This is a genomic window from Pseudomonas sp. MDV22-iso1 (assembly GCF_058145095.1).
On the sequence record NZ_JBYVMF010000010.1, the window covers coordinates 17589 to 41393 of the forward strand.

General features: G+C 59.3%; 22 protein-coding genes. 10 read left to right on the plus strand and 12 right to left on the minus strand.

The genetic code is table 11. The features are described from left to right. Nucleotides 1-23: 23 nt before the first annotated feature. Both AC3ZVB_RS13365 and AC3ZVB_RS13370 read right to left on the minus strand, forming a co-directional pair. Nucleotides 24-1514: an aldehyde dehydrogenase gene (locus tag AC3ZVB_RS13365; RefSeq protein ID WP_490146762.1), complete on the minus strand. Its 1491-nt coding sequence runs from the start codon at nt 1512-1514 to the stop codon at nt 24-26. Between the two features lie 178 nt (nt 1515-1692). Next, the gene (locus tag AC3ZVB_RS13370; protein WP_162438477.1) at nt 1693-3069 is read right to left on the minus strand and encodes a glutamine synthetase family protein; all 1377 of its coding nucleotides are present in this window, start codon (nt 3067-3069) and stop codon (nt 1693-1695) included. Between the two features lie 280 nt (nt 3070-3349). On the opposite strand from AC3ZVB_RS13370, the gene AC3ZVB_RS13375 reads away from it, so the two are divergent. The 5 genes from AC3ZVB_RS13375 (at nt 3350) to AC3ZVB_RS13395 (ending at nt 8734) form a co-directional block, all read left to right on the plus strand. Beyond that, nucleotides 3350-4111: a gamma-glutamyl-gamma-aminobutyrate hydrolase family protein gene (locus tag AC3ZVB_RS13375; protein ID WP_490146763.1), complete on the plus strand. Its 762-nt coding sequence runs from the start codon at nt 3350-3352 to the stop codon at nt 4109-4111. A gap of 316 nt (nt 4112-4427) precedes the next feature. Then, nucleotides 4428-5570, plus strand: coding sequence for a polyamine ABC transporter ATP-binding protein (gene potA / locus AC3ZVB_RS13380; protein ID WP_194693369.1), 1143 nt, complete (start codon nt 4428-4430; stop codon nt 5568-5570). Further along, nucleotides 5567-6481 carry an ABC transporter permease subunit gene (locus tag AC3ZVB_RS13385; protein WP_162438474.1) on the plus strand — a complete coding sequence of 305 codons (915 nt, stop codon included), beginning with the start codon at nt 5567-5569 and terminating at the stop codon, nt 6479-6481. The genes potA and AC3ZVB_RS13385 overlap by 4 nt, the downstream gene beginning before the upstream one ends. Then, nucleotides 6478-7359 (plus strand): ABC transporter permease subunit, encoded by an 882-nt coding sequence (locus tag AC3ZVB_RS13390; RefSeq protein ID WP_490146764.1) that lies wholly within the window; start codon nt 6478-6480, stop codon nt 7357-7359. Before AC3ZVB_RS13385 ends, AC3ZVB_RS13390 begins: the two co-directional genes overlap by 4 nt. A 277-nt stretch (nt 7360-7636) precedes the next feature. Beyond that, nucleotides 7637-8734: a polyamine ABC transporter substrate-binding protein gene (locus tag AC3ZVB_RS13395; protein ID WP_490146765.1), complete on the plus strand. Its 1098-nt coding sequence runs from the start codon at nt 7637-7639 to the stop codon at nt 8732-8734. Nucleotides 8735-8979: 245 nt separating this feature from the next. On the opposite strand, the gene thpR is transcribed toward AC3ZVB_RS13395, so the two are convergent. Next, nucleotides 8980-9516: an RNA 2',3'-cyclic phosphodiesterase gene (thpR, locus tag AC3ZVB_RS13400; protein ID WP_490146766.1), complete on the minus strand. Its 537-nt coding sequence runs from the start codon at nt 9514-9516 to the stop codon at nt 8980-8982. Between the two features lie 60 nt (nt 9517-9576). Between thpR and AC3ZVB_RS13405 the strand changes: the two genes are divergently transcribed. Further along, nucleotides 9577-9771: a hypothetical protein gene (locus tag AC3ZVB_RS13405; RefSeq protein ID WP_194693372.1), complete on the plus strand. Its 195-nt coding sequence runs from the start codon at nt 9577-9579 to the stop codon at nt 9769-9771. Nucleotides 9772-9785: 14 nt separating this feature from the next. On the opposite strand, the gene AC3ZVB_RS13410 is transcribed toward AC3ZVB_RS13405, so the two are convergent. Together AC3ZVB_RS13410 and AC3ZVB_RS13415 are read right to left on the minus strand one after the other, a co-directional pair. Further along, nucleotides 9786-10139 (minus strand): DUF1428 domain-containing protein, encoded by a 354-nt coding sequence (locus AC3ZVB_RS13410; RefSeq protein ID WP_194693373.1) that lies wholly within the window; start codon nt 10137-10139, stop codon nt 9786-9788. A 2-nt stretch (nt 10140-10141) separates the two neighbouring features. After that, nucleotides 10142-11224 carry a hypothetical protein gene (locus AC3ZVB_RS13415; RefSeq protein ID WP_490146767.1) on the minus strand — a complete coding sequence of 361 codons (1083 nt, stop codon included), beginning with the start codon at nt 11222-11224 and terminating at the stop codon, nt 10142-10144. 503 nt (nt 11225-11727) lie between these two features. Here AC3ZVB_RS13415 and AC3ZVB_RS13420 point away from each other — a divergent pair. Further along, nucleotides 11728-11988 (plus strand): hypothetical protein, encoded by a 261-nt coding sequence (locus tag AC3ZVB_RS13420; RefSeq protein ID WP_490146768.1) that lies wholly within the window; start codon nt 11728-11730, stop codon nt 11986-11988. A 14-nt stretch (nt 11989-12002) separates the two neighbouring features. Here AC3ZVB_RS13420 and AC3ZVB_RS13425 read toward each other — a convergent pair whose 3' ends face one another. Both AC3ZVB_RS13425 and AC3ZVB_RS13430 read right to left on the minus strand, forming a co-directional pair. After that, nucleotides 12003-12647: a peptidoglycan-binding domain-containing protein gene (locus tag AC3ZVB_RS13425; protein WP_490146769.1), complete on the minus strand. Its 645-nt coding sequence runs from the start codon at nt 12645-12647 to the stop codon at nt 12003-12005. A gap of 175 nt (nt 12648-12822) precedes the next feature. Further along, nucleotides 12823-13713 carry a LysR family transcriptional regulator gene (locus tag AC3ZVB_RS13430; RefSeq protein ID WP_490146770.1) on the minus strand — a complete coding sequence of 297 codons (891 nt, stop codon included), beginning with the start codon at nt 13711-13713 and terminating at the stop codon, nt 12823-12825. A gap of 134 nt (nt 13714-13847) precedes the next feature. Here AC3ZVB_RS13430 and AC3ZVB_RS13435 point away from each other — a divergent pair, with 134 nt between their 5' ends. Continuing rightward, nucleotides 13848-15257: an MFS transporter gene (locus tag AC3ZVB_RS13435; RefSeq protein WP_490146771.1), complete on the plus strand. Its 1410-nt coding sequence runs from the start codon at nt 13848-13850 to the stop codon at nt 15255-15257. Nucleotides 15258-15399: 142 nt separating this feature from the next. Here the strand turns inward: AC3ZVB_RS13435 and AC3ZVB_RS13440 are convergent, their stop codons facing one another. Further along, nucleotides 15400-16437, minus strand: a complete 1038-nt coding sequence (locus tag AC3ZVB_RS13440; RefSeq protein ID WP_490146772.1) for a GGDEF domain-containing protein — start codon at nt 16435-16437, stop codon at nt 15400-15402. Nucleotides 16438-16558: 121 nt separating this feature from the next. Further along, complete coding sequence (locus AC3ZVB_RS13445) at nt 16559-17599, minus strand: AraC family transcriptional regulator (protein WP_490146773.1); 1041 nt, start codon at nt 17597-17599, stop codon at nt 16559-16561. Nucleotides 17600-17820: 221 nt separating this feature from the next. On the opposite strand from AC3ZVB_RS13445, the gene AC3ZVB_RS13450 reads away from it, so the two are divergent. Next, a complete protein-coding gene (locus AC3ZVB_RS13450; RefSeq protein ID WP_194693377.1) occupies nt 17821-18771 on the plus strand; it encodes a SphA family protein in 951 nt (316 codons plus the stop codon). Nucleotides 18772-18829: 58 nt separating this feature from the next. Here the strand turns inward: AC3ZVB_RS13450 and AC3ZVB_RS13455 are convergent, their stop codons facing one another. From AC3ZVB_RS13455 to AC3ZVB_RS13465, 3 genes are all read right to left on the minus strand, one after another. Further along, the gene (locus AC3ZVB_RS13455) at nt 18830-20038 is read right to left on the minus strand and encodes a DSD1 family PLP-dependent enzyme (protein ID WP_490146851.1); all 1209 of its coding nucleotides are present in this window, start codon (nt 20036-20038) and stop codon (nt 18830-18832) included. Nucleotides 20039-20103: 65 nt separating this feature from the next. Beyond that, nucleotides 20104-21435, minus strand: coding sequence for a D-arabinono-1,4-lactone oxidase (locus tag AC3ZVB_RS13460; RefSeq protein WP_490146852.1), 1332 nt, complete (start codon nt 21433-21435; stop codon nt 20104-20106). Nucleotides 21436-21519: 84 nt separating this feature from the next. Next, nucleotides 21520-21909: a c-type cytochrome gene (locus tag AC3ZVB_RS13465; protein WP_490146774.1), complete on the minus strand. Its 390-nt coding sequence runs from the start codon at nt 21907-21909 to the stop codon at nt 21520-21522. A 255-nt stretch (nt 21910-22164) separates the two neighbouring features. On the opposite strand from AC3ZVB_RS13465, the gene AC3ZVB_RS13470 reads away from it, so the two are divergent. After that, nucleotides 22165-23790, plus strand: coding sequence for an NADP-dependent glyceraldehyde-3-phosphate dehydrogenase (locus AC3ZVB_RS13470; protein WP_490146775.1), 1626 nt, complete (start codon nt 22165-22167; stop codon nt 23788-23790). Nucleotides 23791-23805: the final 15 nt, after the last annotated feature.

The following is a 23805-nucleotide window of genomic DNA, read 5'->3' on the forward strand; positions in this document are numbered from 1 at the left end:
CTGCGACCGCCGTTGTAGAAGTATTAGAGCTTGATCCAGGTCGCTTTGAGTTCGGTGTATTTATCGAACGCGTGCAGCGATTTGTCCCGTCCGTTACCCGACTGCTTGTACCCGCCGAACGGCGCGGTCATGTCGCCGCCGTCGTACTGGTTGACCCAGACACTGCCGGCGCGCAAACCACGTGCGAAGGTGTGAGCCTTGCTCAGGTTGCTGGTCCAGACGCCGGCGGCCAGACCGAAGATGCTGTCGTTGGCGATGGCCAGGGCTTCTTCAACCGTGTCGAAGGTGATCAGCGACAACACAGGGCCGAAAATTTCTTCACGGGCGATGGTCATGGCGTTGGTCACGCCGTCGAAAATGGCCGGTTCCACGTACAGGCCGCCGGTGTCTTCGAGGGTTCGGCTGCCGCCCGCGATCAGTTGCGCGCCCTGGTCTTTGCCGACCTGGATATAACGCAACACGTTGTCCAGCTGACGCTGATCGACGACTGCACCGACCGTGGTGTCCGGGTCCAGAGCGTGCCCCGGTTTCCAGACTTGCAACGCTTCCACCAGAAGCGGAATGAACTGCTCGCGAATCGAACGCTCCACCAGCAAACGCGAGCCGGCGGTGCAGACTTCGCCCTGGTTGAAGGCGATGGCGCCAGCGGCGGCTTGTGCCGCCGCGCGCAAATCCGGCGCGTCGGCGAACACCACGTTCGGACTCTTCCCCCCTGCTTCGAGCCAGACGCGTTTCATGTTGCTTTGGCCGGCGTAGATCAGCAGTTGCTTGGCAATCGCGGTCGAGCCGGTGAACGCCAGTACATCCACGTCCATGTGCAACGCCAGTGCCTTGCCGACGGTGTGACCGAAGCCTGGCAGTACGTTGAACACGCCTTTCGGGATGCCCGCATCCAGCGCAAGCTGGGCGATGCGGATGGCCGTCAGTGGCGACTTTTCCGAAGGTTTTAGGATGAACGAGTTGCCGGCCGCGAGGGCTGGGGCGAACTTCCAGCTGGCCATGATCAGCGGGAAGTTCCACGGCACGATGGCGGCGACCACACCCGCCGGCTCGCGGGTGATCAGGCCGAGCTGATCGTGGGGCGTGGCGGCGACTTCGTCGTAGATCTTGTCGATGGCTTCGGCGCTCCAGCGGATCGCGTTGGCGGTCGCCGGGATGTCGATGTTCATCGAGTCGTTGATCGGCTTGCCCATGTCGAGGGTTTCGAGCAAGGCGAGTTCTTCCTGGTTGGCCAGGATGAGGTCGGCGAAGCGAATCAGGATGCGCTTGCGTTCGGCCGGGGCGAGATTGGCCCAAATGCCGGATTCGAAGGTGCGGCGTGCGACGGCGACTGCTGCGTTGGCGTCGGCTTCGTCAGTGCTCGCGACGTTGGCCAGGAATCGGCCATCGACCGGGCTGGTGCATTCGAAAGTGTCACCGCTGAGTGCCGGGCGGTATTGGCCGTCGATGAAGGCGCGGCTTTCTATGGTTAGGGACTGGAAGCGTTGCTCCCAGTCGCTGCGAGTGTTTGTCATTGTTGTGACTCGACGCAGGGGAATAGGTGGTCATCAGGCTGGCGCCTGTTTTTTAAAACCTGGAATGCAATCCCCCTGTAGGAGCTGCCGAAGGCTGCGATCTTTTGATTTTGCTTTTTGAGATCAAGATCAAAAGATCGCAGCCTTCGGCAGCTCCTACAGGGTTTATCGCCCGTCGTTAAACGGTGTGCAAGTACCAGTTGTACTCAAGGTCCGAGATGGAGTTCTCGAACTCGGCCAGCTCGCTTTCCTTGCACGCGACGAACACGTCGATGTACAGCGGGTCGATGTATTTGGCCATGACTTCGCTGTCGTCCAGCTCGCGCAGTGCGTCGCGCAGGTTGTTTGGCAGGCTCTGCTCGTTCTGCTCGTAGCTGTTGCCTTCCACCGGTGGGCCCGGCTCGATTTCGTTGGTCAAGCCGTGGTGAATACCGGCCAGGACCGACGCCATCAGCAAGTACGGGTTGGCGTCGGCACCGGCAACGCGGTGTTCGATGCGCACGGCGTCCGGCGAACCGTTTGGCACGCGCACGGCCACGGTCCGGTTATCGATGCCCCAGCTTGGCGAGTTCGGCACGTAGAACTGCGCGCCAAAGCGGCGGTACGAGTTGACGTTCGGGCACAGGAACGCCATCTGCGCCGGCAGGGTCTCGAGCACACCGCCGATCGCGTGTCGCAGCGCGGCGTTCTGCTCGGGATCCTCGCTGGCGAAGATGTTGTTGCCTTCTTTGTCGAGAATCGAAATGTGCACGTGCAGACCATTGCCCGCCTGGCCCGGATACGGCTTGGCCATGAAGGTGGTGTCCATCTCGTGGTCGTAGGCGATGTTCTTCACCAGACGCTTGAGCAACACCGCGTAGTCGCAGGCCTTTATAGGGTCGGAGACGTGGTGCAGGTTCACTTCGAATTGCGCCGGGGCGCTTTCCTTGACGATGGCGTCCGCAGGAATACCCTGCTCTTTTGCGCCTTCGAGGATGTCTTGCAGGCAGTCGACGTATTCGTCCAGGTCGTCGATCAGGTACACCTGAGTCGACATCGGACGCTTGCCCGACACCGGCGAACGTGGCGATTGCGGACGACCGTTCACATTGTCCTGGTCGATCAGATAGAACTCGAGTTCAAACGCGGCGCAGATGGTCAGGCCCATGTCATCGAACTTGCTCACGACCTGACGCAGTACTTCGCGAGGGTCGGCGAAGAACGGTTGGCCTTCCAGTTCGTGCATGGTCATTAACAGTTGCGCGGTTGGGCGCTTCTGCCAAGGCTCGATGCTGAGGGTATTGGGGATGGGGTAGCAGATTCGATCGGAGTCGCCGATGTCCAGACCCAGGCCGGTGCTTTCCACCGTTGAACCGTTGATGTCCAGGGCGAAGAGCGACGCCGGAAGGTTGATGCCTTTTTCGTAAACCTTATGAAGACTGGTGCGTTCGATGCGCTTGCCGCGCACCACACCGTTCATATCCGCAATCAGAAGGTCGACGTACAAAACCTCAGGATATTTCTTAAGGAATGCGTTTGCTTCGTTGAGTTGAACGGTACGCAGAGGGACCGACATGATGCACCTATTAGCTGTTAATTATTATGTTCACTGCCTTGTTGCGAGCTCAGTCAATCCGAAAGGCAAAGTGAAGTCAATAGCGAACACTTGGCCTTTCAACCTTTATTTTCGGGCCTTTAATGGGGACGAGAGTGCCAAATCAGTCCCGCACACCGCGTAAATCCTAAGGATCGGACACACGGCGTTTAGAATTTTTTACATGAGAGTTGTTAATTAAAATCAACAAGGCTAAGCTCCGGAAAAGCTCGTTCAAGTGTGAAACTTCGAGGTGATAAAAATGGCATTCAAGCCATTGATCGGCGTTACTGCATGCGTCAAACAGATTGGCCTGCACCCCTACCACGTCAGCGGCGACAAGTACTTGCGTGCTGTCAGCGTCGCGGCTTTGGGGTTGCCCGTGGTCATTCCTTCCTTAGGCGAACTGACTGAAATCGAGGATCTGCTCGCGCAGCTCGACGGTCTGTTGCTGACCGGCTCACCTTCGAATGTGGAACCTTTCCACTATCAAGGCACGGCCAGTGCGCCCGGCACGGATCACGATCCGGCCCGGGATGCCACCACCCTCCCCTTATTACGTGCAGCCATCGCGGCAGGCGTTCCGGTGCTCGGCATCTGCCGTGGCTTTCAGGAAATGAACGTCGCGTTTGGTGGCAGCCTGCATCAGAAGGTGCATGAGCTGCCGGGCATGCTCGATCACCGCGAGGCGGATCACCCGGAACTGACCGTGCAGTACGCACCGGCCCATGCCGTGACGGTTCAGCCTGGGGGTGTATTTGAAGCGCTGAAGTTGCCTGGCGAGTTCATGGTCAATTCGATTCACAGCCAGGGCATCGACCGACTGGGGCCTGGCCTGCGCTGCGAGGCGATTGCGCCGGACGGTTTGATCGAGGCGATTTCGGTGGAGCACAGCCCCACCTTTGCCGTCGGTGTGCAATGGCACCCGGAATGGCAGGTGCTTTCGAACCCTCCCTATTTGAGTATTTTCCAGGCGTTCGGCGATGCGTGCCGACGACGGGCTGCGCTGCGTAACGCGCGCTGACTTAAACAGACAATCAACCCGTTTACTGCCCCCGCGAGTCTGGCGGGTGCGCCTTTGCGCATCCGTGACTTGTGAAAACAACACACTGCAATAACAACAAGTACGACCCAGGCAGCCAGGACGGCGGCGCCGCCCCAGCCCAGGCCGGTCGATGCCAGTGCAGCAAACGCAAATCCCCTGTGGGACATAAATCCCCTCGCCACAGTCGTCCTACAGGGGGTCAGCGCTCTGACTGGCACCGCACGGCTCGCGTTGGCAATTCACTATTAAGTCAGGCCGCGTTGGCCCGACGACTGAAACCTGTTGGGAGTTTCACATGGCAAACGCCTCCAGCATTTACAGGAAGGCTCTTGAAGGTCACCAGGCACCGAAAAAGGTGCTGGTGAAAGTCGATCGCGTCACCAAGAAATTCGACGAAACCGTCGCAGTGGATGATGTCTCGCTTGAGATCCATCAAGGCGAAATCTTCGCCCTGCTCGGCGGTTCCGGCTCCGGTAAATCGACGCTGCTGCGCATGCTCGCAGGGTTCGAGCGCCCCACCGAAGGACGTATCCTGCTCGACGGTGTGGACATCACCGACATGCCGCCGTATGAGCGGCCGATCAACATGATGTTCCAGTCGTACGCCCTGTTCCCGCACATGACCGTGGCGCAGAACATTGCCTTCGGCCTGAAGCAGGATCGGCTGTCCGCCAGTGAAATCGACGCCCGTGTGGAAGAGATGCTGCGACTGGTGCACATGACCCAGTACGCCAAGCGCAAACCTCACCAACTGTCCGGCGGTCAGCGTCAGCGTGTGGCGTTGGCTCGCTCGCTGGCCAAGCGTCCGAAGCTGTTGCTGCTCGACGAGCCGATGGGCGCGCTGGACAAGAAACTGCGTTCGCAGATGCAGCTTGAGCTGGTGGAAATCATCGAGCGCGTCGGCGTGACCTGCGTGATGGTGACCCACGATCAGGAAGAGGCCATGACCATGGCCCAGCGCATCGCGATCATGCACCTGGGCTGGATCGCCCAGATCGGCAGCCCGGTCGACATCTACGAAGCTCCGGTCAGCCGCATGGTCTGCGAGTTCATCGGCAACGTGAACGCCTTCGAAGGCACGGTTGTTGAAGACCTTGAAGGTCACGCGATCATCCACAGCCCGGACCTTGAGCAGAAGATCTACGTCGGTCACGGCGTCAGCACGTCGGTGCAGGACAAGTCGATCACCTACGCGATCCGCCCGGAAAAGATGCTGGTCAGCACCATCAAGCCAGACACCCGCTACAACTGGTCCGTGGGCAAGGTGCATGACATCGCCTACCTCGGCGGCCACTCGGTGTTTTATGTGCAACTGCCAGGCGGCAAAGTCGTGCAGTCGTTCATGGCCAACGCCGAACGCCGCGGCGCACGTCCAACCTGGGACGACCAGGTCTACGTGTGGTGGGAAGACGACAGCGGCGTGGTACTGCGCGCATGAGAACCTTCAATCAGCAATTCCTCAGACTGGTCCCCAGCGGGCGAAAACTGGTCATTGGCATTCCGTTCCTGTGGCTGTGCCTGTTCTTCCTGTTGCCGTTTTTCCTGGTGATGAAGATCAGCTTCTCCGAAGCCGCCCTGGCGATTCCGCCGTACTCGGAGATCTACACCTTCGCCGAGCAGAAATTCAACCTGCTGCTCAACATCGGCAACTACGCGCTGCTGGCCGGGGATGAGTTGTACATCGCCGCCTACCTCGGGTCGTTGAAGGTCGCGTTTTTCAGCACGTTGATGTGCCTGGTGATCGGTTTCCCGATGGCTTACGCGATCACCAAGGCGAGCAAGGAATCGCAGAACGTCTTGCTGCTGCTGATCATGATGCCGACCTGGACCGCGATCCTGATCCGTGTGTATGCGTGGATGGGCATCCTCAGCAACAACGGCTTGCTCAACGCGTTCCTGATGTGGACCGGCCTGACGTCGCACCCGATCGAGATCCTCAACACCAACACCGCGGTTTATATCGGCGTGGTCTATGCGTACCTGCCGTTCATGGTGCTGCCGCTGTACGCCAACTTGGTCAAGCACGATGGCAGCCTGCTGGAAGCGGCGCAGGACCTGGGTTCGAGCAACTTCAACAACTTCTGGAAAATCACCGTGCCGCTGGCCAAGAACGGCATCATCGCCGGTTGCATGCTGGTGTTCATTCCGGTGGTCGGTGAGTTCGTGATTCCCGAGCTGCTCGGTGGCCCGGAGACGCTGATGATCGGTCGCGTGTTGTGGCAAGAGTTCTTCAACAATCGCGATTGGCCGGTGGCGTCTGCCCTGGCGGTGGTGATGCTGTTGATCCTGATTGTGCCGATTCTGCTGTTTAACCGCAGCCAGGCCAAAGAGATGGAGGCACGGGGATGAAACGCTTCGGATTTTCAAAGTTCATGCTGATTTTCGGCTTGTCGTTTATCTACCTGCCGATGCTGATTCTGGTGATCTACTCGTTCAACGCCTCCAAACTGGTGACGGTATGGGGCGGCTGGTCGTTCAAGTGGTACGCCGGGCTGCTCGACAACACCCAACTGATGGGCTCGGTGGTGCGCTCGCTGGAAATCGCCTGCTACACGGCGGTGGCGGCGGTCGCATTGGGGACGTTGGCAGCGTTCGTGCTGACCCGCGTGACACGCTTCAAGGGCCGCACGTTGTTCGGCGGTTTGGTGACCGCGCCGCTGGTAATGCCGGAAGTGATCACCGGTCTGTCGCTGTTGCTGCTGTTCGTGGCCATGGCGCAGTTGATCGGTTGGCCGATGGAGCGTGGCATCGTCACGATCTGGATCGCCCACACCACGTTTTGTGCCGCCTATGTCGCGGTGGTAGTCTCCGCCCGCCTTCGCGAGCTGGACCTGTCCATCGAAGAAGCGGCCATGGACCTCGGTGCGAAACCCTTCAAGGTGTTTTTCCTGATCACCATTCCGATGATCGCGCCGTCACTGGCGGCGGGCGGCATGATGTCGTTTGCCTTGTCGCTGGATGATCTGGTGCTGGCGAGCTTCGTGTCGGGGCCGGGGTCGACGACCCTGCCGATGGAAGTGTTCTCGGCGGTGCGTCTGGGTGTGAAGCCTGAGATCAACGCGGTTGCCAGCCTGATTTTGTTGGCGGTGTCGATTGTGACGTTCATGGTCTGGTACTTCAGCCGTCGTGCTGAAGCGAGCCGTAAACGTGCGATTCAGGAAGCGATGGATCAGACGGCCAGTGAGTCGTGGCAGCCTGGCAAGCAAATGGCTGAAGCGACTGTTTGAGGTCGATGACTCAACTGTGGTGAGGGGATTTATCCCCGTTCGGCTGCGCAGCAGTCGTCAGACCAGTGAACGCGGTGTACGCGGTGTACCTGATGCACCGAGGTTGCAGGTTTGGGGCTGCTTCGCAGCCCAACGGGGATAAATCCCCTCGCCACAGGTTTTGGGTTTACGCCACAGGTTCTGGGTTCACTGCGGTGGTTTGGTGTTCGCTGCACAGGTTCTGATGTGTTGCACCTTTGCTGTGTGATTTTGAATAAAAACAATGGAGTTGTACTCGATGAAAATGCTTGGCAGGACTTTGCTGACACTGTCCTTATTCGGCGCGATCGCCACAGGCGCCCAGGCCAATGACAAGGTACTGCGCGTCTACAACTGGTCGGATTACATCGCCCCGGACACCGTCAAAAAGTTCGAAGACGAGACCGGCATCCGTGTGACCTACGATGTGTTCGACAGCAATGAAACGCTTGAAGCGCGGCTGCTTGCCGGCAAGTCCGGCTATGACATCGTCGTGCCGTCCAACAGTTTTCTGGCCAAGCAGATCAAGGCTGGCGTCTATCAGGAACTGGACAAGTCGAAGCTGTCGAACTGGAAAAACCTGAACCCGGTGTTGCTGAAAAACGCCTCTGCCAGCGACCCCGACAACGGTCACGCCTTCCCGTACATGTGGGGCTCGATTGGTATCGGGTTCAATCCGGACAAGGTCAAGGAAGTGCTCGGCGAAAATGCCCCGACCAACTCCTGGGACCTGTTGTTCAAACCGCAAAACGCCGAAAAACTCAAAGCCTGCGGTATCAGCTTCCTTGATTCGCCAACGGAAATGCTGCCGGCTGCCCTGCACTATCTGGGTTATGCGGTGAATTCCCAGGACAAGGCTCAAATCGCTGAAGCCGAAGCGCTGTTCATGAAGATTCGCCCGTCGGTGGCGTATTTCCATTCCTCGAAGTACATCTCCGACCTGGCCAACGGCAACATCTGCGTGGCGGTCGGTTACTCCGGCGACGTGCTGCAGGCCAAGGCCCGCGCCAAGGAAGCCGGCGATAAAGTGAAGATTGATTACAGCATTCCGAAAGAAGGTGCCGGCAGTTTCTATGACATGGTTGCCATCCCCCGCGATGCGGCAAACGTCGAAAACGCTTACCTGTTCATGAACTTCCTGATGCGCCCGGACATCATCGCCGAGATCACCAACAACATTGGCTACAGCAATGCCAACGCGGCGGCGACGCCTTTGGTGGATGAGGCGATTCGTGATGATCCAGGGTCGTATCCGCCGCAAAACGTGATCGCGACGTTGTATGCGATTCCGGATTTGCCGATTGGTATTCAGCGGGTGATGACTCGGGGTTGGACGCGGGTGAAATTGGGCAAGTAGCCCGCGCTGTAAATTTGCTCGCGTAGGAGCTGCCGCAGGCTGCGATCTTTTGATGGGTCGATTGAAGAAAGATCAAAAGATCGCAGCCTTCGGCAGCTCCTACAGGGGGGGTATTCGGATAACGTGTTTTCCGTTCCCGCAGCGCCTTACCACCGCTGCCTTTCTCTGATGAAGAACGGCCTCACCTGGCTTCCTCGGTTAAGGTGAATTTGGGCGCCCTCGGGCGCCTTTTTTTGTGGCTGGCGTTATGTAATCAACGGCCACTGCGCGAGTGCCCGATAACGGCCTTTATGGGATTCGAACAGGGCGAAGTGATCGGCGTGCAGGAAAAACTCCGGGGGCGTCGTCGATTCGGGCACCGGTGCCCGGTAGTCGCGCATCAAGGTCAGGTGCGGCCGAAATTCCTTGGACGTCTCCTCGAATCCGAACGGCAGCATCGCCTGCTCCAGCGCATACACCAGACGTAGCAACGCGGGTGGCGCCTGCTCTGATGCCAGCACCAGCGCCCCTGCCCTGCGCCAGGCATCCAGTCGATCCAGCTCGACCCGCAATGGCTCACCGGGCACGCGAACCTTGCCAGCAGCACTGCAGACATCGGCGATCTGCGCCACATCGACCGAGCCGAGAAACAACAACGTCAGGTGGAAATTTTCCGCAGGCACCGGGCGGCCGGTCCTGAGTTGCAGCGCGCTACGCCATTGCGCTATCGCCCGGCGTTGCGCGGGTGCGCAGTCCAGCGCGAAAAACAGCCGTTTCGACGGCTCATGGGATTCGTCGCTCATGCCTGGCAGCTCCTGGTGGGCAAGTTATAGTTCAGACAACCGAATCAACGGGAGGTGACCATGCGAGAGATCATCAGCAAGGAACCGTGGTGGGCAATGCCACCGCGACCTGGTCAGGATGAGTCCGAGCTGGACTGGGGATGGCTGGTTCACTATAGCGAAGGTGAACCGCGTTTCGAATTTATCCGGGAGCGACCCACGGACAGTGAGATCCGCAATCGCAAGAGTTGCAGGATCACCCCGTCATCGGAGTGATCCTGCGACGGGCGTCAGGCTTGCACGATCACGTTGAATCCACCGAATACCATGCGCTGACCGTCGAAGGGCATCGGGTTGACGTCCGGCTGCATGCGCGGGTCAGACATGAGCTTGTTCATTCCGGCATCGCGGGTGGCCTTGTCGGGCCAGACGATCCAGGAAAACACCACGGTTTCGTCGTCCTTGAGCTTGACCGCCATGGGGAACGAGGTGACCTTGCCGTCGGGCACGTCATCGCCCCAACATTCAACGACGCTCAAGGCACCGTTTTCTTTGAAAATGACGGCGGCCGACTCGGCGTGTTTCTTGAATTTTTCCCGATTGGCGGTGGGGACTGCTGCAATGAAGCCATCAACGTAAGACATGGTCATTCTCCTGCGGGGGGTAGAGGGTCGATCTGCTGGTTAGTCGATTCCGTCGGGCTCCAGTCGACAGACCCACCCCCCGAACTGACCGACGGTGCTTCGACGGCCCCCGCCAGATTCCCTTCAACTTGCGCCGCCATGTACAACGTCCCGGCCATCACTCCGGTCGTCGGGTTCTGCACCAGCTTCACCCAGGCCTTGTCGAACGTATTGCCCAGGCTGCTGCGAATCAGCGCCTCGCTGTCAGGCCGGTCGCTGGCCTGGATGATCGCGCGAATCCCTGCGACGCCCACGGTAATCAATCCTCCCGCCAGCCTCCCTGCCGCCGCCGCCACCGCACTGGCCGCCCCACGCGGAGCCATTTCGGCTTCCATTCGCTGACTGGCGCGCTTGGCCACGGGCGCCATGGCGGTATCGGTCGAGCCGACGCCCTTGTCGCCGCCCGCGGTGTGGATCTTGTCGATCAGCGCGGAAAACGCCGGGAGCATGTTCAGGTCGGTATGGATGACCTGATAGAGGGAGGCATCCCGGGCAGAGGGCGGGCCCAGCGCGATGGCGGGGATCTTGTTGACGCGGGCATTGAGCTGGTCCATCGGTACGCCGTAGCGCTGGGAGATGACCTGCAGTTGCTGGCCAATGAGCTGCACATAAAACTCGGTGGCCTGATGAAGAATCGCGTCCGGGTCGATTTCCACCGCCACCGGTGCCAGGACGCGTTCCTGGTATTCCTCCAGCAAATACGCCGCCAGACGCTTGGCCGAGGCGTCCTGCTCACCTTTGGCGCTGATGGTGTACCAGCTGACTTTCATCGACATCCATTCCTGGGCCCAATAACTGCTGAACCACGGAATGAAATTCTCTTCGGTCTGTTCGTAAACGCGTGTGCGCCAATGTTCCATGGACCCGCGCGCAAAGACCTTGGCCTGCTCAGTGGCCGATCGTGATGCCGCCACAATATCCCGGTCCACTTGCTGCCAGGTTGCCTGGGAAACGATGACCGGTGGCGGGGAAACAGGCGCACGCGTGGTCGTGGCGCAACCCGCCACGACCAACAGCACGGCGACGATCAGCGAACGCAGGTTCAAGGTCGCAGCTTCCCGAAAGTGTTACGCCGACCGTAAGGATCGGCGGTCGAAGGGTACTGGTTTGAGTATAGGTGGAGGTCCGGGTCTGTCCTTGGTCCGGTGTCGAATCTGTAGGCCGCAATCGCGAGCAGGCTCACTCCTACAGGGATATTTGTCGGCCACAGCATTGGCATGCACCGCCGAAACCTGTAGGAGTGAGCCTGCTCGCGATGGGGCTGTGTCAGGCAATAGCAATGTCGGATTAGACCACTTTGCGCGCATCAAGCACCCGCCAAAGCACCACAACCACTGACCATCATTCCCATCGATAACCACCATCGTCCCGAATGCCTTCCGCAAAAAATCCGTCAGCGTAGGATCAACCTCATCCCGACAATAAATCCCGCATCGGAAGGGTTCATCATGCTGATTCATCTCCTGACTTGCCTGGCCCTGACCGCCGTCACCCTCACCCTTTTTTCGTGGATCGTTCTGGACGTCGGTCAGACCGAGGAGCAGCCATTATGATCCACACCGTCATTCTTTCCGTGAGCTTTCCGGTTTTTGGCAATAACTACTATTCCCAGCAGGTTGTTCCGCGCCAGGCGCTTTCACTGGTGTTCGACAAAAATTTCGAAGCGTTGCTGATGCCGGCCGCCGCCAACCATTTCAGTAATGAAGTGGTGGGGTTGAATGATCAGTTTCGGTTTCTGAACGATGTGTTGGTTGAGCACCTATTGGACAAGGAAGTGGCTCTGGATACCACGCGGCGGTTCACGTTTTAGGAGCTGGCGTGGGTTCAGCATCCATCGGTAGACCAATGAGGTATGTCCTTGTCGCCGCCCTTGAACTTGATAACGCCGTAAGTGATAGCCACCGAGTGCAAGTCCGTATTCATTCCTGTCCTGGGCGCTGTCGTGATGTGAATGGTCGAGCCCAAGGCGTCCGTTATGGAAAGCGTTCCCGTCCAGGAAATGGCCATATCAATGGCATTCCCCTCGATGTGTCGTGACCTCAGCGCCGGGGCAACTCTCAGTTTTTTCAGGCCATAGGCATCCACCATTTCGCGGGCGGCGACGATGGATCGCTCGCTACAAAATTCGCCCTTTTCGTCTACGTGGCTCCACTCGATGTTCACGCCCTCGCGAGTCGGGATGGTTTTCGGGTCTGCGTCGGCATTGACGATTTTCCAGGCCCAATGCATCAGGAATGCACGCTGGGCAGGACGCAACGTAGCGGCGATGTTCACGCTCGCACCTGCTGCCTGGAGGGCGCTGATGAAGGAATGGGCAGACGAACCAAAGGCCGGGCTGAGATCGTCAAGACGCGTACTGGTTGGAAACTCCGAAACCCAAGAGCGGCCGCTAAGTTGTTTTAGGGTGTGATCTCCTTCCAAAGCAGTCTGCGCCTGGGAAGGGGTCAATAAATTCAACGGTTTTGCCATGGTGAAGCTCCTCGATTCTGGCTGTTCATCGAGTGTCCAACGGCTTCAACAGGTTCCTGCGAATTACCTTTCCTGGACACTGGTGCACGGGAATTAAGGCGTTCTTGTTAAAACTTATCTGTCAGGCATTTCCTCTTTTTCAAAGAGCAAACGGATCAATTTATCGGGCCACGACTCATGGCGCGCACACCTCTTTAAGACACCCGCGCAACCAGCGATGCACCGGGTCGGCATCCATTCGCGGATGCCAGAGCATGGCCACGGTAAACGGCTGCATCTCGAATGGAAGCGCAAAGCTGTGCATCCCGGCACGCAGGCTTTGCGTGTGGCGCTCTGGAACACAGGTGATCAGGTCGGTGCCCCTGGCGAGCGCCAGCGCGGTCGAGAAACCGGCGACCGTCGTCACGATGTCGCGTGTGAGTTGCAGCGCCGCCAGCGCGTCATCAATCGGTCCTTTATCCACTCCCCTCCTGGAAATGCTGATGTGCCCGCCCGCCGCAAAGCGAGCAGGCGTGATGTCGCCTTTGCCGAGTGGATGATCTTCGCGCATGACGCCAATGAAGCGGTCGCGAAACAGCCCCTGCGTACGCAGCTCCGGCCCCGCGCCCTTCCCGACCACGCCTGTTTCCAGATCCACGGTGCCGTCCCGTAGCGCGGTGCTGTCCTTATCGGGTTTGTGCATGAAGCGCAGGCGCACACAGGGGGCTTGCGCGGCGATGCATGCTATCAGCGGCGCGCCGAAGTTTTCGACAAAGCCTTCGCTGGTGCGCAGGGTAAAAGTGCGGCTCAGATGCTGCAGATCCGGCTGTTCGGCCGGTCGAAGGACGGCTTCGGCGTCCTGGACCAGTTGCCCGACGCGCTCGCGCAATTCGATGGCCCGGGGGGTCGGCACCAAACCGCGCCCTGCCCTGACGAGAAGCGGATCGCCCGTGGTCTCGCGCAAACGGGCCAGCGAACGACTCATCGCCGAGGGGCTGAGCTGCAGGCGTTTGGCGGCGCGGGCGACGCTGCCTTCAGCGAGCAGCACGTCCAGCGTGATCAGCAGATTCAGATCGGGGAAAGGCATGCTTCGCCTCCTGGCAGGTGGGAGATGGCGTTTGGCGCATGAATACAGTGCAAACCGTGCGTCTTCCGCCATGTTAGGCCTGGGCGTAGATTTCTGACAGCCCCGCTTCGGGAGCGGTCAGAAAGAGGACGCAGATGATGACTACGATTGCCGCCGCTCGGTCGGCTGGCGCCACACGGTGGACGCTCACCAGTCTTTCCCTGTCGATGTTGCTGTCTTCGCTGGGGACCAGCATTGCCAACGTGGGATTGCCGACATTGTCTGAAGCGTTCAACGCGCCCTTTCAGTCGGTGCAATGGGTCGTGATTGCCTATCTTCTCGCCATCACTGCATTGATTGTCAGTGTCGGACGGCTTGGTGATATCACGGGGCGTCGACGTTTACTGCTGATCGGCATCGGTCTGTTTACCCTGGCGTCGGCGTTATGCGCAGTGGCGCCGACCCTGAATCTGTTGATCACCGCCCGAGCGCTGCAGGGGCTTGGCGCCGCCATCATGATGGCGCTGACCCTGGCGTTTGTCAGCGATGCCGTGCCCAAACCCAGGATCGGCAGGGCCATGGGGATGCTCGGGACGATGTCGGCCATCGGCACCGCGATGGGGCCTACATTGGGTGGTCTTTTGATTTATGGATTCGGTTGGCGGGCGATCTTTCTGATCACTGTTCCACTGGGGCTGCTGACAGGGTGGCTCGCGTATCGCTGGCTCCCTGCCGACAGCGCGAAATCCGGGGCCAGGCGCAGTGGATTCGATATGCCGGGCACGTTGATGTTAGTGGTCATGTTGACGGCGTACGGACTGGCGATGACGATCGGGCGCGGCAGTTTCGGATGGCTCAACAGTGCGCTTCTAGTGTTCGCAGGCGTTGCTCTCTGGATGTTTGTGTCCATCGAGAAGCGTGTCGCCTCACCCTTGATTCACCTGGAAATGTTCCGCGATCCAGACTTGAGCGCCTGCCTGGCGATGAGTGCGCTGGTGACCATGGTGATGATGGCGACGCTGGTGGTCGGGCCTTTTTACTTGTCAGAGGCACTTGAACTGGATGCCGTCGGGGTTGGCCTGGTGATGTCGGTCGGGCCATTGGTCGCTGCGCTGACAGGGGTGCCGGCGGGCCGCGTTGTCGACCGGTTCGGCGCTCGGCGTATGACTGTCTCGGGGCTTGCAGCGATGGTCATAGGGTGTTTCGCATTATCCATAACGCCAGCGGAATTCGGCATCGGCGGCTATGTGGTGGCCGTGGCTGTCATCACATCGGGCTACGCGCTGTTCCAGACAGCCAACAACACAGCAGTGATGGCAGATGTTATAGCAGACCAGCGCGGGGTGATTTCGGGTTTGCTCAATTTGTCGCGCAATCTGGGACTGGTCTCCGGCGCCGCTGCGTTGGGCGCAGTGTTTGCGCTGGCATCAAGGTCTGTCGAAAGCAATCTCGCGCATCCCGATGCGATTGCACACGGGATGCAGACCACGTTTGCCGTAGCGTTGATGTTGATGGGCATGGCGTTGGTCATTGCGCTGCGACGGCTTAAAGCTCATGGGCGATGAAAGCGCAGGCTTCCAGGTGGGAGCCGGGCTTGATCCGGGCGGCATTGCGACGATGGGGCCGTGTCAGGCTACATCGATGCTGGATGTGCCGCCGTCATCGCGAGCAAGCTTTGCTCCTACAGTGTCGGGCAACGGCCAGCGCTTAAATAACCTGATTTCGGCCGTTGCGTTTGGCCTGATACAACGCGTCATCCGCACGGGTCAACAGGCTGTCTAGGGTGTCGTCGGGCACTGCCAGCGCCACACCGAAGGAAGCCGTTATGGTGTCCAGCACCTTGCCGTCGCCACGCGCCTTGATTCGCAGCGACTGGATTTTCAGGCGCAGTTGCTCGGCGAAAGCCCGGGCGCTGGCGAGGTCGGGGCATTGCTCCAGCACCACGCAGAATTCTTCTCCGCCGTAACGCGCGGCATTGGCGTGGTCGGGCAGTGAATGGCGCAAGGTTTGCGCGACATGCTGGAGAACCCGGTCGCCCAAGGGATGGCCATACTGGTCATTGAATTGCTTGAAATGATCGATATCGAGCATCACCAGAGCGACGCCTCGCGATGGTCTGCCCAGCGCCCGTTCCAGCACGCGGGTGAAGGCGGCGCGATTGAGCAGTTCGGTCAGGCCATCGATCGTCGCGGCCAGTTGCGCGCGCTCGAGTTTGCTGCGCAGGGTCTTGATTTCGTCCTGGGCGGAATGCAGCTGAGAGAGAAAGTGTTCCTGCTGGCTCTGCATGAGCCGGGTGCTTTGTTGCAGTTCGCTCAAAATGTCCGGCAAGCGCTCGTGGGTAGGCGCTTCGAGCATGTCCAGGCAGTGAACGAGACTGGTCTGGAAGTTGCGATTACCTTCGACACTGCGCGAAACGTCCCGCGCCATGTCGTCGACCAGGTTGATCGCCTGTTGCTGGCCGGCACGCGCATCTTCCAGCTCGTCGCGAATGATGTAGTCGCGAAACAGCTTCGACGCGGACTCGGCAGGAAAGCGATCGAAATCCTTGATTACCTTGTCCAGTTGCCGATTGAGCTCGGGCACCTGGCCCTTGCTGTAGGTGTACCAGAGCGCGTAGTGCACGGGGTTGGGCGGGATGTTATGACGAACCATCAATGGGACGGCCTGCTTGAGCAGGGCCGCCGCCTCGCGGGAATCTTCCGGATACATCTCTAGAACAGTCGCACGCGTCTCGGATTGGCTCATAACATCACTGTGGTTAGTAATCATTGGCAAATGGAAACGCGTGGAGCATAACCGTACGTCTGGAAAACGGATAGCCACTTGCCACCAAATACGGCCCTTTTTATTGAGCGCCGAGGCGAATTCATTGCAAGACCGCACCCTCGTTGCGAAATGCCGTGGGACTCAAGCCGGTCCAGCGCTTGAACGCTCGACGAAAACTGCGCACATCGCTGTAGCCGACTTCTTCGGTAATGCGCTCGATGGACATCTCCGGATTGCCCAGCAGGCTCATGGTGCGCGCCTGGCGTACTTGTTCCAGCAAGGTTTCGAACGTCAACGTGTGCTCGGTGAGCCGTCGCCGCAAGGTACGGCTGCTCATGTTCAAGTCGCCGGCAATTTTTTCGATGTGGCTGCCCTCGGTCAGGTCGCGGGAAATCGCACGCTCCACCGCCTGGATCAAGTCCATTTTCTGATGAATCTGCGCGGCCTCCAGCTCAAGCAATTTGACCGCCTGACGCAATGCCAGGGAATGATGATTGGGCAGGCACACATCCAGCCAGTGAGCGGCAATGACCATGCGGTTTTGCAGGCAGCCAAACTGCACATCCGGCCCCAGCCAATGGTGGTACTCGGCACAGTAATCCGGCGCCGCGTGCACAAACTCCACCGCCATCGGCTTGAAATCCGCGCCCACCAGCGCTCGGCCGTACACCAGCAAACTGGCGAAAAACTCCTCGACCGCGAACACCTGCACGTCGGCGAACGGCAACCGGCACTCGACGTCGACGAACACCCGGTCCGCCGCTTCTTCGACACTCGATACGGCGATGCCGCCGGAGGTGTGCTGATGACGGATACCCAGCTCGAACGCATCCCGCAGGGTTTTGCACAGGGACAGCACGTGGCCGAGAAGCCCGAGGGTGCCAAGCACGTTCTGCGCACCGACCCACAGGCCCAAACCGCGGTTAGGCAATGCCTTCAACGCACGCTGAATCATCGCCACGGCCTGGCGGTAGGAAATGCGGTGCGCCGGATCCTGCAGGTCTTCGAGGGCAAAGCCCAGTCCTCGGCAAAGGGTCTCGGGATTGACGCCTTTTTGCTGCGCGACTTCTGCCAGGGTTTGCAGCAGAAACGGCGACACCAGCGCCAGTTCAAAGGTGGGATCGATTACTTTCATCTGCATGGGCGCTATACGTTCCGGATCGTGTCTGGATTCTTATTTTTTGTTACCGGTTATGTCGACGAAAGTTAGCACAGGCATTGAAGGCTGTCCGCAGAAGCCCCCTATCTGGCCGCCAATACCCTGCCCGCGCTCGCCTTAACAGCTTATTTCTATGCCCTGGGGCTCTGGTCACCGGCGTCATGCCACCGGCGCGACCACTAACAATAAGAATGAGTACACACATGAACCTGATCCGGATGAACGTTTCCTTGCGAATGGCCGTCGGCCTGGCGGGTGTCTGCGCCATTCAATTACCGGCGTTGGCCACCGAGGCCGGCGTGGACAACATTGGCCCAGGCACCGACGGCTTTTTCATGTTGCCACTGGACGTGAACAGCCTCCCGGACAACATGCTGGCCTTCAACCTCTACTACAACCACTACAAAGCCACCAAGCTGAACATCAGCTCGCTGGGCGGCAAAGTGCCCAATGTCGAGATTGAATCCACGGCAGTCATTCCGCGTATCGATTACCTCAGCCCGGTACGGGTGTTCGGGGGCCGTCTGGCCGGTTACATTGCGCAGCCTTGGCTGAAACAGGAAGTCTCGGTGTTCGGTTTGCAGGACACTCGCGAAGGCATGGGCGACACCACCATCGCGCCGATCATTCTCTGGGACATGGGCAAGAACCTGACCCTCGGTGCTGCCGTGGAAATCACCGTGCCGACAGGTGAATACAGCGTCGACCGGCTCGCCAACACCAGCAACAACTTCTACACGTACAAACCGCTGTTTTCCTTCACCTGGCTGCCGACGCCGAGAACCGAGTTGTCGATGAAGACGACTTACAGCTTCAACGAGAAGAACAAGGACACCGACTACAAATCGGGGCAGATTTTCCACGTCGATTATTCCGCCAGCTACAAGCTCACCGACAACCTGATGCTCGGCTTGAATGGCTACTATTTGAAGCAGACCACCGACGACAAGCAGTTCGGCAGAACCGTGCAGTTCAATGGCGAAGATGTGAATGACGGTGTGCGCGGGCAGGTGTTCGCCATCGGCCCTGCGTTGCACCTGACCTTCCTCAAATACGCCAGCGCGGAGATTCGCTGGGCCAAGGAATTTGACGTGGAAAACCGGCCCGAGGGGGAAATGTTGTGGGCGAAAGTCAGTATTCCGTATGCGTTTTGAGTGATGCGCAGGTTCCGTGGGCTCCTTAGAGGCCCACGGAATTAGAGGGCTACCGAGCTCAGGAATACACGGGCCAGGTGTCGACAATCTTGCCACCGCGCACCGCGAGCAGATCCCCAAACTGCAACAGCACCGACTCGGTCTGGGTCGGTCTCAAAAACACTTGATCCTCCAACGCCAACCCCACCGCCGCCGAACCATTGACCATCTCCTGGTTGGAACTTCGGCCATACACGCCGTTGCTCTGCAGCCCCTTGGGCGATTCGAACTCGGCCATCCAGTTGCCGCCGTAGATAAAAAAGGTCTCGCGCTGATTGATGTCCCACCACGAAAACAGCTTCGACTTGCCATCCAGCGCCGGGATATTTACCGCTCCGGTGCTCTTGAGCACAGGCGTCGCGATGTAAGCCGCCGGAACATGTTCCACCAGCGACGGCAGATCGTAATGCGTGGGCTTGAGCATGGCGGTTCCCACCGACACTTCGGTGCTGAGTTTCTCCTGCTCGTGCAGGCGATAGCTGGGGCTGCCAGCGGTGTTGAGCGTCAGGCCTGAATGCCACAGACCGGGGTACTCGCGACGGGTAAAGTCGACGTAACGGTTGTAGATCACCATCACCTTGGCGAACAACTCTTCAGACGAACCCAGAATACCTGGCACGCCCATGCCCACGAACGGGTCATACCCCATGAAACCCGCAAACTCCAGATGCTGCGGGTTAGCGCTGATCAGCGTCAGCATCTGCCCCAGCGCCGTTACATCACCTATGCCGCCGCGATGCAGGCCGACATCCAGCTCGATGTTCACCCGCAATCGCGTGCCCAATCCCTGAGCCAGCGCCAGGTATTCCTGCAAGCGATGCGGCGTATCGATCAGCCACTGCAATTGCTTCGACGGGTCGAACGGACCGGTGTGCGTTTGATAAAACAACTGCACCGAGCGCACCGGCAACGGCTTGCCCAGCAGGATGTCAGCCTCAGGAAATGTCACGGCGTCATGGTTGAGAAACGGTTGATGAAACGACATCAACCGCTGTGTGCCAGCGCGCTTGGCGATGTATGCCAGCAAACCCGGTGCCGGTAACGACTTTTCCACCAGGCGCAGATGTTTGCCCCCACGCTTGACCGATTGCATCACCACATCGATGTTGTGATCGAGCCGATCCAGGTCAATCAGCATCACCGGCCGCATCGGCCCGTGCACCTTGAGTTCGCGATTGAGCGCACGGAAATAATCGCTGTAGGGCCCACCTCGGTCCCCCGGTCGCAGCCACACGGCGACACCCGCCAGCAGGACTCCGACACCCACCGTTCCCATCACGAAATGACGCCGATTCATGGGTTCACCCCCAGGATGGATGCCAGGTGCGCATTGAGGAATTTGCCGCTGGGGTCGAGGGCCTGGCGGACCTCAATGAACTCCTGCCAGCGCGGATACAGCGGCTGCAGGTTCTTAGCGTTAAGCGTGTGCAATTTGCCCCAGTGCGGCCGGCCGTTGTACTTCCAGAAGATCGGTTCGATGGCGGCGAAAAAGTTGTGATGGTCCATCTGATAATGCTGGTGAACCGAGATAGAGCAACTGTCCCGGCCTTCGAACATGCTCAGCGGAATGTCGTCGGCCTTGACGTAGCGGTACTCGATGGGAAACCAGGTGCGCAGGTCCTTGGCCTGAATCAACTTGAGGATTTCCCGCAGACAAGCCGGGCCGTGTTCTGCCGGGACCGAGTATTCCATTTCGTTGAAGCGCACCGTGCGTACGTTGGCGTAGATATCGAAGGAGTCGCCCACCCGATCGTCGAAACTGGCCAGGTGGCGCAGGTTGTTGAGCATGGTTCGGCGCAGGTCGGGAAAATCGCTGCCGTACTTGTCGATCTTCTCGATCAGGTTCACGAACTCGTTACCGCCCTCCTCGTCTGCCGGGATCGGCGGCGTGGCCGGGTCGGTGGTCTCGTTCAGGGCAATTGACAGGGCATAGTCGGAATGGGTCACCACGAGCATTTCCCAGTGCTGATTTTCACGGGTGTTCTTGTCCAGGTCTTCCAGCAGCTCTTCGGTTTTGGCGATCCATTGACGCTCCCTCAGGCGATAAGCCGGACGGTTTTGCAGGCGGATTCTGGTAGCGACGCCCAATGCACCGAGGGACACCCGGGCGGCGCTGAATACCTCGGGATGGCGCGTGCTGTCGCAGTCGAGAACGTCGCCGCTGGCGGTCACCAGTTGCAGGCCGCAGACATGTGCCGAATAGGATTGAAACTGCTTGCCGGTGCCGTGGGTCGAGGTGGATATGGCGCCGGCGAGGGTTTGATAGTCGATGTCGGCCATGTTCTGCAGCGCCTGCCCGATGTCCTTGAGCGGCGTGCCCATGCGCGACATCGGCGTGCCGGCGGCGAACTCGGCCTGATGGGTCTGAGCATCGTGATCGAGCAATCCAGTGAAGTAACTCAGCGACAACAGCGTGCCATCGGTGGGCACCAGCGCGCTGAAGGAGTGTGCCGAACCGACCGGACGAATCTTGCCAGGCGCCTGACGGATGACCTGGGTCAATTCATCGAGATGCTTGGGTGCCAGCCGCGCCGCCGGCAGGCAACTCTGGGCGCCGGACCAATTATGCCAAGGGATCAGCCGCGGTGCGCGCAGCCATTCGGCGAGCGCCGGGCTGCTGCCCAGGGCCGTGAAAGCGCCAATGACGCTTGCCCGCTGCAACAATTGCCGCCGTGTTAAATCCATCGTCATCAAGTGCACCCCGGGTTGCTATTGTTGGAGGGTTTGCCCGGCCATGAAGCTGATCAGCGCGAGGAATTGTTCCTCTGAGCACTCCACGCACTGGCCCATGGGTGGCATGCCGTTGTAGCCGTTGATGGCGTGATCCAGCAGCGTGTCCGCGCCCTGGAGCAGCCGTGGCTCCCAGGCTTTTTTGTCGCCGGTCAACGGCGCTCCGGCCGCCGGATTGGCGTGGCAGAGCTTGCAACTGTTGTCGTAGATCTGCGCCAGCGCGGGATCGCCCGGTTTGGCGATGGCCGCTTGATTGCGGGTCGCCGGGCTTTTCTTCTCTTCACCACAACCGCTGAGCAGCGTGAAGAAGGCGCACCCCACCAACGCCAAACAAAGGCTAGGCTTTCCCGTGAATTGACGTGCCCGCATGACCGCCCTCTCTTTGGTGCTCCGGTCAGCCGGGTACACCTTTTTATTGTGTTCAAGGAAAGCTCAACACTAAGGCACCCGTGCCGCAGGGTTCAGGGCATTGGGGGCCAACAAGGGGGGCTTCTGAGGCCATGACCGCAAGCGCCAAGGAACCGGCCTGTTCGCCACTGAGACGAAAATGAGTCATGACAAGCGAAGCGCAGGTCTGCTAAAACGATTCATCAGCGAATCAGATCATCAAGATGGGGTAGCGACATGACCACAGCACATATCCTTGGCAACCTGTTTCCTGACGCGGCCAGCGTCCCGGAAAAATACCGCCTCGACGGCCCGACCGAACAGCGCGAGTACCTGGTCGATGGCGAGCTGAAAATCTGGTCGGGGCCGCTCGCTCAAGTCCGCAGCCCGGTGTACCTGACCGGTGAACAAGGTGATGAACAGGTGATCCTCGGCAGCACGCCACTGCTCGACGCCGAGACTGCATTGACTGCCCTCGACGCCGCCGTCCGCGCCTATGACCGAGGCCAGGGCCTGTGGCCGACCATGCGCGTGGCCGAGCGCATTCAGCACGTTGAAACCTTCCTCGGGTACATGCGCGAACAGCGTGAGGCGGTGGTCAAGTTGCTGATGTGGGAGATCGGCAAGAACCTCAAGGATTCGGAAAAAGAGTTCGACCGCACCTGCGATTACATCGTTGACACCATCAACGCCCTCAAGGAACTCGACCGCCGTTCCAGCCGCTTTGAACTGGAACAGGACACACTCGGGCAGATCCGCCGCGTTCCACTCGGCGTGGCGTTGTGCATGGGGCCTTACAACTACCCGCTGAACGAAACCTTCACCACGCTGATTCCGGCACTGATCATGGGTAACACCGTAGTGTTCAAACCGGCCAAGCTCGGTGTCCTGCTGATCCGTCCGCTGCTGGAAGCTTTCCGCGACAGCTTCCCGGCCGGGGTGATCAACGTGATCTACGGCAGCGGCCGCGAAACCGTCAGTGCGCTGATGGCCAGTGGCAAGATCGATATCTTTGCGTTTATCGGCACCAACAAGGCCGCCAGCGACCTTAAAAAGCTGCACCCCAAGCCACACCGTTTGCGCGCGGCGCTGGGGCTGGACGCGAAGAATCCCGGCATCGTGTTGCCCGAAGTCGATCTGGATAACGCCGTGAACGAAGCCGTCACCGGCTCGTTGTCCTTCAATGGTCAGCGTTGCACTGCGCTGAAAATCCTCTTTGTTCACGAAGACGTGGTCGACGCGTTCATCGAGAAATTCAACGCCAAGCTCGCCACGCTCAAACCGGGCATGCCATGGGAAAGCGGCGTGGCCCTGACGCCTTTGCCGGAGTCGGGCAAAGTCGATTACCTGCACGCGCTGGTGGCCGATGCCGAGAGCAAAGGTGCGAAGGTGGTCAACCCCAACGGCGGTGAAACCCGCGCCTCGTTCTTCTACCCTGCCGTGCTGTTCCCGGTCACGCCGCAAATGCGTGTCTATCAGGAAGAACAGTTCGGCCCGGTCGTTCCTATCGTGCCGTACCGTCACCTGGATACCGTGATCGATTACGTGCTGGAGTCTGACTTCGGCCAGCAACTGAGCATCTTCGGCACCAATCCGGTGGCAGTCGGCAGGCTGGTCGACACCTTTGCCAACCAGGTCGGCCGGATCAACCTTAACGCCCAGTGTCAGCGCGGCCCGGACACTTACCCGTTCAACGGGCGCAAAAATTCCGCCGAAGGCACGTTGTCGGTACATGATGCGCTGAGGGTTTTTTCGATCCGCACGCTGGTGGCCACCAAGTTCCAGGAAACCAACAAAGAGCTGATCAGCGAGATCATCAGCGGCCGCAGTTCCAGTTTCCTGACCACTGATTACATCTTCTGAGGAGATCAGGTCTGA